General features: G+C 33.6%; 14 protein-coding genes and 1 tRNA gene. 11 read left to right on the forward strand and 4 right to left on the reverse strand.

Annotated features, from left to right (window positions below; translation table 11 throughout):
* Window positions 1-13: 13 nt before the first annotated feature.
* Window positions 14-928: a LysR family transcriptional regulator gene (locus MT340_RS00485; RefSeq protein WP_243588301.1), complete on the reverse strand. Its 915-nt coding sequence runs from the start codon at window positions 926-928 to the stop codon at window positions 14-16.
* A gap of 204 nt (window positions 929-1132) precedes the next feature.
* Between MT340_RS00485 and MT340_RS00490 the strand changes: the two genes are divergently transcribed.
* The 6 genes from MT340_RS00490 (at window position 1133) to MT340_RS00515 (ending at window position 5729) form a co-directional block, all read left to right on the forward strand.
* Window positions 1133-1888 (forward strand): SDR family NAD(P)-dependent oxidoreductase, encoded by a 756-nt coding sequence (locus MT340_RS00490; RefSeq protein WP_243588302.1) that lies wholly within the window; start codon window positions 1133-1135, stop codon window positions 1886-1888.
* Window positions 1889-1928: 40 nt separating this feature from the next.
* A complete protein-coding gene (locus tag MT340_RS00495) occupies window positions 1929-2351 on the forward strand; it encodes a lipocalin-like domain-containing protein (protein ID WP_243588303.1) in 423 nt (140 codons plus the stop codon).
* Window positions 2352-2495: 144 nt separating this feature from the next.
* Window positions 2496-3254, forward strand: coding sequence for an SDR family NAD(P)-dependent oxidoreductase (locus MT340_RS00500; RefSeq protein WP_243588304.1), 759 nt, complete (start codon window positions 2496-2498; stop codon window positions 3252-3254).
* A 156-nt stretch (window positions 3255-3410) separates the two neighbouring features.
* Window positions 3411-3935 (forward strand): dihydrofolate reductase family protein, encoded by a 525-nt coding sequence (locus tag MT340_RS00505; RefSeq protein ID WP_243603465.1) that lies wholly within the window; start codon window positions 3411-3413, stop codon window positions 3933-3935.
* A 63-nt stretch (window positions 3936-3998) separates the two neighbouring features.
* On the forward strand, window positions 3999-5048 hold the full coding sequence (locus tag MT340_RS00510; RefSeq protein ID WP_243588306.1) for an ABC transporter permease: 1050 nt from the start codon (window positions 3999-4001) through the stop codon (window positions 5046-5048).
* A 12-nt stretch (window positions 5049-5060) separates the two neighbouring features.
* Entirely contained in the window at window positions 5061-5729 is a 669-nt protein-coding gene (locus tag MT340_RS00515; RefSeq protein WP_243588307.1) for an ABC transporter ATP-binding protein, read from the forward strand.
* A gap of 102 nt (window positions 5730-5831) precedes the next feature.
* Here MT340_RS00515 and MT340_RS00520 read toward each other — a convergent pair whose 3' ends face one another.
* Window positions 5832-7241 (reverse strand): amino acid permease, encoded by a 1410-nt coding sequence (locus MT340_RS00520; protein ID WP_243588308.1) that lies wholly within the window; start codon window positions 7239-7241, stop codon window positions 5832-5834.
* Window positions 7242-7561: 320 nt separating this feature from the next.
* Here MT340_RS00520 and MT340_RS00525 point away from each other — a divergent pair, with 320 nt between their 5' ends.
* From MT340_RS00525 to MT340_RS00535, 3 genes are all read left to right on the forward strand, one after another.
* On the forward strand, window positions 7562-8182 hold the full coding sequence (locus MT340_RS00525) for a nitroreductase family protein (RefSeq protein WP_243588309.1): 621 nt from the start codon (window positions 7562-7564) through the stop codon (window positions 8180-8182).
* Between the two features lie 195 nt (window positions 8183-8377).
* Window positions 8378-8914 carry a VOC family protein gene (locus tag MT340_RS00530; protein WP_243588310.1) on the forward strand — a complete coding sequence of 179 codons (537 nt, stop codon included), beginning with the start codon at window positions 8378-8380 and terminating at the stop codon, window positions 8912-8914.
* 250 nt (window positions 8915-9164) lie between these two features.
* A complete protein-coding gene (locus MT340_RS00535; RefSeq protein ID WP_243588311.1) occupies window positions 9165-9455 on the forward strand; it encodes a hypothetical protein in 291 nt (96 codons plus the stop codon).
* A 160-nt stretch (window positions 9456-9615) separates the two neighbouring features.
* On the opposite strand, the gene MT340_RS00540 is transcribed toward MT340_RS00535, so the two are convergent.
* A tRNA-OTHER gene (locus MT340_RS00540) sits at window positions 9616-9705 on the reverse strand.
* 217 nt (window positions 9706-9922) lie between these two features.
* Between MT340_RS00540 and MT340_RS00545 the strand changes: the two genes are divergently transcribed.
* Window positions 9923-10789 carry a trypsin-like serine peptidase gene (locus MT340_RS00545; RefSeq protein ID WP_243588312.1) on the forward strand — a complete coding sequence of 289 codons (867 nt, stop codon included), beginning with the start codon at window positions 9923-9925 and terminating at the stop codon, window positions 10787-10789.
* 191 nt (window positions 10790-10980) lie between these two features.
* A complete protein-coding gene (locus MT340_RS00550) occupies window positions 10981-11907 on the forward strand; it encodes a hypothetical protein (RefSeq protein WP_243590205.1) in 927 nt (308 codons plus the stop codon).
* 550 nt (window positions 11908-12457) lie between these two features.
* Here the strand turns inward: MT340_RS00550 and MT340_RS00555 are convergent.
* Window positions 12458-13339 carry a hypothetical protein gene (locus tag MT340_RS00555; protein WP_243603466.1) on the reverse strand — a complete coding sequence of 294 codons (882 nt, stop codon included), beginning with the start codon at window positions 13337-13339 and terminating at the stop codon, window positions 12458-12460.
* Window positions 13340-13429: the final 90 nt, after the last annotated feature.

Here is a 13429-nt window from a genome sequence, read left to right on the forward strand (position 1 = left end):
ATAATCCTAAATTTTAATTTCTTTCTGACTTTGCCATTTGAACAAATGTCTTTGCTGCTTTAGATAACCGCTTCTTATGGTTCTCGTTATAAGCTAAGACGACTTGATTGAAATATTGATGAGGATTAAGTTGGACAAATGCGCCATTAAAACGGTCTGCATTCATATCTTTCACACTTTTAGGGACAAAGGTAATGGCGATACCTTCATTGACAAGGCGTAAAGCATTTTCCACACTTATCGTCTCCATCATGACCTCAGGTGAGACGTCATAATCTTTTAAGATTTGGTTGGATAATCGACGTAGTGTCATCTCAGGTTTAAGTAGAATGAATTTTTCATTATTTAATAAGTGAAAAGGAAATGCGCCATCGTTAGCATGTGTTCTGGCTTCCTCAAGTAAAGAATGGCCCGGAGGCAATGCTAAATAAATATTCTCGGTATATAAAATTTCATAAGATAAATCTTCGTTATATAATGGCAAAATCGTTACGCCAATATCCACTTGTTGATCAGATACAATCTGTTCAATTCTGTGGGCAACCTCTTCTACTAGTTCAATTTCTACACCAGGATAATTCTGAATGAATTTCGGCAGAATATTATATAACGTATGGGTCGCTAAAATTGGATTAACGCCTATACGGATACGCCCCTTTTTCAAATTAGAAATCGTCTGCAATTCTTCACGCATTCGAGTATCAATCTCTTCCATTTCATGTAAATACTCAAGAAAACGTTCGGCCGAATATGTCAGTTCTAATGGATTGCTGTCACGATTAATTAAAGTGACACCTAGGTCATTCTCCATTTCTTTAATATAGCGACTTAAATAGGGTTGAGAAATGTATAAATGTTTCGCTGCATGTGAGATATTGCCATACCGTTGCACAGCTTCTAAATAACTGATGGCGTGCTTGTAGGACATTGCTTTCCATTCCTTTCTGCATTTTATATTTGGAACTATAACTTTTTAGTTATAGCTTTAATAGTTGAAAACGTCTTTTACATTCTTCGCGATTGGTTAGACAATAGAAGTGGACATAATAATAAAATTTGTATTTATTATAATACTTTAAATCATTATTCATTTTTAGGAAAATTTTATAAAAAGATAGAGGGGTAATGGCTTATGACAAGAAATGTAATCGTAACAGGCTCAGCACAAGGTATAGGATATGCAATCGCGCAAGCATTTGATAAAGAACAAGATCGCGTCTTCATCTTTGATATGAATCAAGAAGCCGCGGACAAAGCAGCACGCACATTAAATAACGGTGTGGCTTACAAAGTAGATATTACGGATGAAGATGAAGTTTCACAAGCTATCAAAGATATAAATGATAAATATGGCGCAGTGGATGTGTTAGTTAATAATGCAGGCGTTCAACATATAGATAAAGTAGAAGATTTCCCATTAGAACAATGGAACAAAGTTATCGGTGTGATTCAAACTGGTACTTTCTTAATGACTAAACATGTCCTCCCATCAATGAAAGAACAACAAAGTGGGCGTATCATTACCATTTCTTCTGCCCATGGTGAAATGGCAGACCCATTCAAATCTGCTTATGTAGCTTCTAAATTCGCTCAAATTGGTTTCACTAAAACAGTCGCACTTGAAACAGTTAAAGATGGTATTACAGCGAATGCAGTATTACCAGGACCAGTTCGTACATCATTAATTGAGAATCAACTGGCACATCTTGCACAACAAGATGGTTCAACTGAACAAGAAGCAATGGAAAAATATATCACAGGTAAAATGCCAATGAACCGTTTGTTAGAACCTTCAGAAATTGCAGCAACCGTTGTTTTTCTAGCATCAGAAGGTGCAACAGCAATTACTGGTGAAACAATCAGTGTCTCTGGTGGTTCAAACGCATAATTATTAATCAATATAAAAACTAAGAAAGGATGTATTCAGAATGGCAGAACTTAAAGATCAATTAATTGGAACTTGGAAATTAGTAAGATATCAAGATGAAGATAAAGATGGGAACATCTTCTTTCCACTAGGCAAAGATGCAACAGGATTTATTATGTATAATCCAGATGGTTATATGTCAGCACAATTAATGCAACAAGGTCGCCAAGCATATGAATCAGGAGACTTACACACAGGTACAAAAGATGAAATGGCTGAAGCAGCCCACGGCTATGTTGCTTACTCAGGTCGTTTCGAATTAGATGAAGAGAATTCAACTGTATATCACACAATGGAAGTAAGTATGAATCCGACTTGGTTAGGAGATACACAACCTCGCTTATTTGAATTAGACGGCGATACACTTAGCATCGTAAACGGTAATGTGCCTAACCAGAAATTAGTTTGGCAACGTGTTAAATAAAATAATTTTCCACAAAATGATTAAAAATTTCACTTTAGAGGTAGAGCGTTATGAAAGCTATATTAACGAATGAATGTTGTGAAAGGCTTTTTATTGGGATGATTTGCACATAGCACACGAAGGAAAACAAGGGAGATGTTTATAATGAGATACAATGAATTTGAAGGAAAAACAGTTGTTATCACAGGCGCAGCATCAGGAATTGGGAAAGCTACAGCATTAAAATTCGCACAAGAGAAAGCAAATGTCGTTATCGGAGATGTTGATGAACGTGCGCAACAAACAGCACAAGAAATCAACGACAACGGTGGCCATGCATTATTCGTTAAAACTGACGTTTCTAACCCAGAACAAGTGCAAGCATTGATGCAAAAAACACTTGAAGAATTTGGTAGTCTCGATCACGCATTTAACAATGCCGGTATTTTAAATCAACCAAGCAAATTTGCAGATATTGATCCTGAAACATTTGATAAAGTAATTAATGTCGATGTTAAAGGTGTCTTTCTGTCAATGAAATATGAATTAGAAAGCATGCTTCAAAGTGGTGGTGGAACAATCGTAAATACAGCCTCAGTAGCTGGTATTATCGCTGATCCACAAATGGGGCCATATATCGCTGCGAAACACGCAGTTATCGGTATGACGAAATCAGCAGGTTTCGACCATGCTACAGATGGCGTAAGAATTAATGCAGTAGCGCCTGGTTTAACTGAAACTGATATGACAAAAGCTTGGAAAGATGATGATGAAAAATGGCAACAAATGATTTCAGGCGTACCAATGGCTAAAGCAGCTCAACCTGATGATATTGCAGATATTGTATTATTCTTATCATCAGATTCTGCAAAATTTATGACTGCACAGGTTTATCTTGTGGATGGTGGTCAAACAGCACATTAATTATATAAATTAGTGTTATCTCACTTATCGTTATACTTATCAGGGCGGAACGTGAATTCAAAATGAATTCGGTTCCGTCCATTTTCTTTGTATAATTTGCATTACTCAGTATAGTTAAGTTAAAGTTCAGAAATAAAAAGAAGAGAGGGAATCAATATGACTGCTGATATTTGTGCTTATTTAGGAGCCTCGGTTGATGGATATATTGCTGACCAATGGGAAAGCGTGCAATTTTTAGAAGAAACTGAAGGCTTCGGAGATAATGGCTATGCTCAATTTTATGATAGTGTAGATGTCGTCATCATGGGCGGTAAAACATTTAGATGGATTCTAGATAATGAAGTAAAAGAGAATCCTTATAAAGATAAAAGAGTCATCGTCATAAGTTCACAAGAAATACCTATTGATTGGGATATCGAATTTTATAATGGAGATTTAAAGCAATTATTTGAACAATTTCATAATGAAGAGAAAGTGTGGATTGTAGGTGGTGGGAATCTAATTTCAAAACTGATGAATTTAAACATATTAACGTCACTTCAACTTACAGTCGCTCCAACTATTTTAGGCCAAGGCGTCTCTTTGTTTAATGATATTAATGAAAAGGTAGATTTAAAATTACGGAACGTAACACAATATAATCAGTTTGTAGAACTCGATTATATGATAAATTATCGATAAAGTAAGTTACGAAGCACATATTATTGCTATACTATTTACTAATAGTTAAAAAGGAGGGTTTAAATGTTTCTAGCATGGAATGAAATTAAACGTAACAAGCTCAAGTTTGGATTAATTATCGGTATTCTTGTTTTAATTAGTTACTTACTCTTTTTATTGTCTGGCTTAGCGAATGGCTTAATTAATATGAATACTGAAGGCATAAAGAAGTGGAAAGCGGATGCCATCGTCTTAAACAAAGATGCTAACCAAACGGTTCAACAGTCTGTGTTTAATACATCTAAAGTGAAAGATGACTTTAAAGAAGAAGCGCCTTTGAAGCAAATAGGTGTTATTGCATCGAACGGAGATAGTAAAGAGAATGCCTTACTTTTTGGGGTTACAGCTGATTCATTTTTAATGCCTAAAATGATTGAAGGTAAAAAATTCAATAAAGATAATGATGTAGTCATTGATCAAACATTAAAAGATAAAGGTTTTAAAGTTGGAGATACGTTAAAATTATCGCAGTCTGACGAAAAGTTACATATTGTAGGTATCTCAGAAAGCGCTAAATACAATGCTTCGCCCGTCATTTTCGCAAATAATAAGACGATTGAAAAGATAAACCCAGCATTATCAACTGATAAAACCAATGCGGTAGTCGTAAAAGATAGTAATTGGAAAGATAAAAAGGTGGATAAAAATCTGGAAGTGGTAGGAATAGATAAATTTGTAGAAAATTTACCGGGATATAAACCACAAAATCTAACTATGAACTTTATGATAACGTTCTTATTTGTTATTTCAGCAACCGTCATTGGTGTCTTTTTATATGTCATCACATTACAGAAGAAGAATTTATTCGGTGTGTTGAAAGCACAAGGATTTACTAACGGTTTCTTAATGAAAATGGTCTTAGCACAGACATTTATCTTAGCGCTTATTGGAACATTGATAGGACTGATTCTCACACTGCTTACTAGTCTCATCTTACCTGAAGCAGTGCCTGTACAGTTTAATATTGGAACGCTCATTATCTTTGGTATTGTGCTAATCGTAACATCACTTATTGGTAGTTTGTTCTCAGTATTATCTATTCGTAAAATCGATCCACTCAAGGCAATCGGTTAAGGAGGTGCCACAATGTTAAAATTTGATCATGTTACGAAAGAATTCAAAGATGGAAATCAAATTATTGAAGCGGTTAAATCTACTACATTATCTTTTGATAAGGGTGAATTAATAGCGATTGTTGGGCCTTCTGGTTCTGGGAAAAGTACATTTTTAACAATGGCTGGTGCATTACAAACACCTACATCTGGCGACATTTATATTAATGATAATAAAATTTCTACATTAAGCCAGAAACAGTTAGCTAAATTAAGAATGCAGGAAATTGGTTTTATCTTACAATCGACAAACTTAGTACCGTTTTTAACGATTAAACAACAGTTTCACTTACTGAAAAACTATAAAAAAGATGTATTAGATACTGAAGAATATAATAAATTGTTATCAGATCTAGGTTTAAAAGAACTAGAAAATAAATTACCTTCTGAAGTATCTGGAGGACAAAAACAACGTGTAGCTATTGCAAAGGCAATTTACACACAACCTTCAATCATTTTAGCCGATGAACCAACAGCATCGCTTGATACAGAGAATGCTATGGCAGTAATGAAAATTTTGAAAGAACAATCTAAACAACGTGATAAAACGTGTATTATAGTTACACATGACGAACGTTTAACTCAATTCTGCGATAAAGTCTTTCATATGGAAGATGGACGTTTAACAGAAAAAAATAAATAAGAAAAATTGAAACACAAAAAAGCCTGTCTCTATAATTAATCCAGTTTAATTATAGAGACAGGCTATATATTTATCTATGTTTAATAATAAATTGATAATTTATTAAGCTTCTGAATTTTCTTCAAGTTCTCGATCTTCTTCATCCATTTCAATTGTTGCTTTTTCAGATTCTTTTTTATATTTTTGATACATAATGACTAGGATAATCGCCCAAACTGGTGCGAATAATACAGCGTAACGTGTACTGCTATTAATTAATAAAACGACAAATATAAATGCGAAGAATACTAAAATACCATAAGCTGTGTATTTACCACCTGGCATTTTAAATTTACTTTCTTCATGCAATTCAGGATTTCTTTTAACAAATCTTAAATAAGCAACCATGATACATGTCCATATCATAATATTTAATACAGTTGAGAATGTAGTAATTTGTACGAATACTTTCGTCGCATCTTTAAAGATAGCATTTAGAATAACTGCAATACTTAATAATCCACATGTAAGTAGGATAGCGTAAAAAGGTACACCATTTTTATTTGTTTTATGTAAAAATGCAGGACCTTGTTTTCTGCCAGCTAGACCAAATAAAGTACGGCTATTGGCAAAAATACCACTATTACATGATGATGCAGCGGCAGTTAATACTACGAAGTTGATAATACCAGCGGCAAATGGGATTCCTATTAAACCGAATAATTTAACGTAAGGACTATCAGCAGGATCTAATTTATGCCAAGGTACTACTGCCATAATCACAGCTAATGAACCAATATAGAATATTAAAATTCGGAAAGGCACATTATTAATCGCTTGAGGAATTGTTTTATGTGGATCTTTTGATTCCCCCGCTGTAATACCTATTAATTCTATACCAATAAATGAGAAAATAGCCATTTGGAATGACATAAGGAAACCTGATGCGCCGTTAGGGAAAAAGCCTCCAAACTCCCAAATGTTCGAAACTCTTGCAGGACCGTATTGTGTCTTCATAGCGAAGATAACCATGACGATGCCCACGCCGATTAAAGCAAAAATAGTAATAACTTTAATAAGTGATAACCAAAACTCAAGTTCGCCAAATAATTTAGCGCTAAATAAGTTTAAAGAAATTAATACTAAAATCGTAAATGCAGCTGTTAACCAGTTTGGCATGGCTGGATACCAATACTCTACATATTTAGCTACGGCTGTAACTTCAGCCATACCTGAAATAATCCATGTTAACCAATAGGTCCACCCTACCATAAATCCGGCCATTGGATTGATATGATGATGAGCAATATCACCAAATGATTTGAATCCTAGGTTAGAAAGTAAGATTTCCCCCATTGCTCGCATAAACATAAATAAAATAAATCCTACGATGACGTAGGTTAATAATATTGATGGGCCTGCTAAATGAATTGAAGCTCCGGCTCCTAAAAATAACCCTGTTCCTATTGCACCACCAATCGCAATAAGTTGTATGTGCCTATTGCTTAATTCTCTTTGCAGTTTATCTGCCATAATGTTCTTCCCTTTCGTGGGTACATATATGACTGAATATAATGACTGAAAGTTGTATACCCTTTGTTATAACATAAATAATTTGTCTGAATTTCAAATTATTTATTTTACCAGAATTAATGATACCCTATTTAATAAATAATAATCAATTATTAGTAGAAATAGTAACTTTATTATACATTTATTAATAAAAATTTAAAACATCTTTATGAAAACAGATATTGTATTTTTTCAAGCATATTTCTTCTCATCTTTGTCAATTTCAGTAATAATCTAGGATACGAAAAAATTTTAGAAATTAATCGAGAGTAGGTAAATAAATGAATGATTTTAATGAAATATTAGAAGGTAGAAAATCTGTTAAAGGATTTGATTCAGAATATAAAATTCCACATGAAGAAATGAATGAAATGATTGCGAAAGCGACAAAAGCACCATCTTCAGTGAATATGCAACCTTGGCGTTTTGTTGTAGTAGAAAGTGATGAAGCAAAAGCAAAATTACGTCCGTTAATTCAATTTAATACCAATCAAAATGATACGTCTTCTGCAATGATAGTTATCTTTGGTGACTTACAATGTTATGAAGAAGGCGAGTATATTTACGAACAAGCTGTAAAAAATGGACACATGCCACAAGAAGTGAAAGAACAAATGCTTCCATTAGTGCTCGACAATTATAAGAGTCGTACGCGTCAATCAATGAGTGACATTGTCAAAGTAGATAGTAGTCTTGCAGCGATGCAATTAATGTTAGTAGCGAAACAACATGGTTATGATACAAATCCAATCGGTGGTTTTGATCATGAAGAAATAGGTAAAGCGTTTGGGTATGACATAGAACGTTATGTACCTGTGATGATTATCGCTATTGGTAAAAAGGCAAAAGAAGCCCATACGTCATTTAGAATGCCAGTAGATAAAGTTGTAGATTATAAATAATATTTTTGCTTGGGTCATACTTAAAGCGCACTTTCTTCTTTAAGTATGGCCTTAAAATTTTTATTTCAAAGTAACCGGGTATATTTATAAATAAGAGGGAATTGGTGGAAATACTTGATTGATTGCAAAGATTTTTAAAAGATGACAAATTAGACACTACATAAACCTATTTTTAATAATTGGAGATGATAGTCGATGAATGTTAATCGTGGAATTAATCACATAGGTTTAACAGTACCGGACATGGAAGTCGCTACAGACTTTTTCAAAAAAGGTTTAAATGGCAAGATTGCTTACGACAGTCAAAAGAAGACGGATGAACCTCGTGGGGGTGACTATGTAGAACATATTCTTGGTTTAGAAAAAGGGGCTAGTATTATTCACAAACGTATGATGGTCTTTGGCAACGGTCCTAATATAGAAATGTTCGAGTTTAAAGATGCGCATCAAGGTCAATCTCAAGCATTACAAGATATTGGTTATACACATATTTCGTTTTATGTGGAGGCAGAAGCGTTCGAACGCGTGTTAGAACAAGTGAAAGAAGCGGGTGGAGAGCCTATTTCTGAACCACATTCTAATACAAAATATGAGGATACAGAGGGCAATAAAACAGTTTATGTTAAGAGTCCGTGGGGCAGTTTAATTGAGCTCCAAACGATACCACATGGGTATTATTATCCGAATGATAGTGAAGCAAGTGTATTTATTCCTACTAGTTTCAATGATTAATTTAATAATTCACTAATTTTTTTAGTTATTACAATATCGTTAGATTAAGATTTTTAATATTTTATTTTATTAATTTAAGGTATACTTTCTACATTAAGATTTTTAAAAAATTAAGTCTTATATGTCAATTGGATATGGTATAGCAATAGGCTCATATTATTTATTGGAATATCGTTAGTGATATGGGGTAAATAATTTAGAGACATAGAATTTTTGCTATGTCAATAGAAAATTAGGGGAGTTTTAAATAATGATTGATATTCAAATTGAAAAATCGGAATTAATTGAAGTAATGGAAAACATTATTAATGAAAAAGTAAATGTTAAAAATCAAGATGCATGTGAGTATTTAGCAACTGAAATTGTAAACAGTTTAGAGGATTATAACAGTGATGAAACGCAAGCTAACAATTTGTTAGGATTAAACAGTGAATTACGTCATGAAGTTTGCCAGTCTAATCATGCTAAAAAGGTCACCTTAACTGCAACAGAAGACTCCGGTAAGGAAGAAGACGTAGCACAAGATGCGAGCAACAATTAATGATTACGATACGTAAACATTTTGATTCTAGCGCAATAGGTAAATATAATTGCATCACCTCCTATGACAAGATTTAAGATCTTCTCAATAGGAGGTGATTTTTATTTTTATACATAATAAAAAAGTCATGAAAGAACGGGTTCTTTCATGACTGTATTAGCGGAGGGAGAAGGATTTGAACCAACGCGAGCAAAAAGCTCCTACCAACCATAAATGGTTGGCCTCTTAAGCCAGGCTTGAGTATCCCTCCATGACATTACTTTTTTATATTACTATAATATTTCAATTTTGTAAATAACTTTGAGATATGTGTAAATTTTAAGTAAATTCAAAATATTTGATTGTTTTGAAAGAAAGGACGTATTGTGTCCTAGTTATATTATATAATCTTAGTGGAATTTTAAATTATTACTATAAAGTAGAGTTGAAATGTTCATTTAAAAAAGAAAGAGATTAGGGGACAGATTATGTGGAAATCTAAATTTGGTAAATCATTAATTGCAAGCGCTATTATTGGAGCGACAGTGCTAGGCTACACTGGACATCACCATGAAGCTAAGGCACTTGTTACACCTTATTATTATGATGGGATAAACTCAAGTAGTTATTCAGCTTATTTGAAAGCAAAGAAAATTAGTAATAATAATGTTTCTATTCAATATTATCCAAATGCTGCACAAAATAATTTAAAAGCGATTGGGCGTGTATCTAACTGGAATGGTTGGAAAGTTGGTATTGATAAGTATAAAGGACAAGACTCAATGGGAACTGGGACAGTTATTGGTGCACATACATTTATAACAAATGCACATGTCATTAATGATCGATATAACAGAGCTGCAGCGCCTAAGTACATAACGTTTCAAATGAATCGTAACGGACAAAGTTTGCCATATATTTTCCATGCGAGTGAAGTTATTAGAGTACCACAATATGATATTGCTATTGTACATACAAAAGAAAACATGGCGAAATATGTTAAACCGGTTCGTATTGCGACAGACGCAGAAATTAATCAATTGAAATTTAATACGCCACTTTATTCTTTAGGTTATCCTGTGCTAAATGGTAATAATACGAAGCCATATTTCAATAAATTACGTGTGACACAGTTTTCATCTAATGGTACTGAAATTCAGACGAAAGATATTTTTAGATCAGGTGATTCAGGTTCACCAATGTTGAATAGTAGTTTTAATACAATGTATGGTTTAAGAACTTATGGTCATAACTTAGACGGTAAAGCAACAGACGCTTATGCGAAACAAGAAATGGCTGGCGGGGAGTCATTTAGAGGTTATGCTGGTAGATTTGTACGTCAGCACATTAAATAATATGATTTTATAGACTGATAGGGTGCGCTTGCTGGAGTACTCACGACATGGTGAGTGCTCTGGTGGGTGTGTCTTTTTATGTGAAAATTTTGCGCAGCGACGGATTGTGTCGGTGGTGACAGTTATAATGGAAGTATATGTGATTAGGGATATTTGGTTCTGCATTTTCAAAAAGAGAGAGGTATGGGATGATGAAAAAGAATTATTTAATGATTGGTGCATTAACGGGGACGCTATTGTTGGCGGGATGTAGTTTGACGATTAATGGGCATGGTAAGTCGACGGAGGATAGTAATAAGACGTCGCAGTCGGATAGTAAGGGTAGCAATAATTCGAAATCTGAGGAATCTACAAAGCCGGACAATAATTCAAAATCGAATGAGGATTCTAATAAAGAATCAAAGAATAATAATACTGATAATGAGGTGCAAAATTTATCTCAAGCGGAGAAATTGGCTTTGGCGTTAGAGGATGGAGCAATTTCAGATTATGCGATTACGGCGGATGAATTGAGAAATCATTCATATACGACAAAAAGTTTTGATGGTAATCGTCAACACCATATTGATACTTATTATATGGAACATTTGGGTGCTGGTATTGAAGGTGCGCCTAGTGATATGAAGTTTTATAGTGGTCGTCCAGCTAAGGGTAATTTTTCGACGCTTGTGGGAATTGGGAATGATAAGATTTTAATTGCAGCTACTCAAAGTCCTGGTAATTATCAATCATTTGTAAATTCTCAAGCTGGTAATGAATTAGATATTCATGATTTGTATGAGAAATATGGTAATAGTTCTGATTATAAAACGGTAGCAAATCAAATTTCATTTAGCCAGGCTCCTCAAACTAATGATACTGAAGATGAGGATACTGATGAGTCTGGTAGTGAGTCTAGTGATGAAAAGGTAACGCGTGCGAATGTGATTGATAAGGTGGAAGATTATGAGGGGCATAAGTTAGATACGTCTACCTACACGTACAAAGAGCCTGAACAAAGTTCTGATGGGGATTGGGGATTCTCGTTTGTTGATAAAAACGGGGATTTAGCAGGTTCATATATTGTGACTTCTGACGGAGAAGTAACGAAATACGATGAAAATGGTGACCCAGAATAATAATAGTAAGAAAACATACTAAGATTAGCTGTGAAGAAATTTATGACGATAGATTTCTTCACAGCTATTTTTTATAGTTGGAGAGAACGGGACATAAAGTTTCTGGATAATTGAAAAAGACAATTTCTATTGTCGTAAAATATCATTTGTAGAGATGAGAACTGAAGTATAGATTGGTAAATCAAGTTGATTCGTGTTGTAATTTTATAAATAAGAGACCTCGTTAATTTAGTTTAGTGATGTTTATTAAACTATATGAAGGAGTCTTATTTTTAAACATTTTAATATAAAATTACATATAAATACGGAGTATTTTGGCGAGACTTTTATCTTCATTATTACTTAACATAATTGCTCTACACTTATGTAAGAAATTCTAAGGATGAATTACGAATAACGTTGCGCGCGGGGCTCCAGCACAAAGACTTTCGCATAGAAAGTCTACAAGCAAAGCAAGTTGGGCAAGCGAGCCAACAATACGAAGTATTGTAAATAAAAAAGCCAGTAAATGAATTTTTATAAATTCATTTACTGGCTTTTTCTCTGGAAATTATATCCCAGACTCTTTGTTTTCATAGGTTTGTTTGATTTCGTCTAAGCGTTGGATAAAACTGTCGATATAAGATTGTGGTTCTAGTATTTTAGCCAAGGGTGCAAGTTGATATGCGATGTAATAGGCATCGTACCGTGTACAATTAACCCAGACGCGTACGTTTGTATCGACGTGCTCAACTACTTCTTTGATTGAAAATTGTTGCTTAAATTGGTTCCAAATTTGAGTATCTATTTCAAATAAAACTGGGTTAGATGCACAATCTTTAATGAACTTTGATTCGAGTACTTTAATCGATTGGATATCTCGTACAGATACAGTATGGATCGTGTGTTTTTCTTCATAAGTAAACCAATAATCGAAATGCATATATAAAATAGATAATGGTTTGATCACAAATTTTCGATTTTTTACTTCAATGCGTATTAAATTTTTATTAACAATGGCTTTTTGAAGGGCCATTAATAATTTCCCCGGTAATAGCTCTTGGCGAACTTTAAATTGATTTAACATTGTCATCAATATATGTTTATCGGCAAGTTTGAGCGACGCAATGGAGCTTGAAAGAAATTTATAAATATCATAGTGTAAGACTGGCGTTAAACTTTGTAGTTTAATTAATAAACTTAAGATACCTAAACTATTTTTAGAATTAGTGTCTTGTTTAAGTTCATAGCCATTTCGTTTATGGTTATAGACTACGCGTGTATTCGTATGATTCCAATATGAATTTTCATAGAAAAAAGTATTAATTGTATTAATATCTCGTTGAATAGATTTTTTACTTACATCTGTGAAAGTATGGATATCTTCTTGTGTAACGACACGACCATTAAGAAGTAATGTGAGTAGGTTAAGTATACGACTTGATTTATCCAAGAATGTTGTCCCCTTTTTATCGAAACTAAACTTACTTTAAAAATTATTTATATCGTATCACATTATTTTTGTAATGTGTATAATTCTAAA

Source organism: Staphylococcus sp. NRL 16/872 (genome assembly GCF_022815905.2).
In the GTDB taxonomy this organism is placed as follows: Bacteria; Bacillota; Bacilli; order Staphylococcales; family Staphylococcaceae; genus Staphylococcus.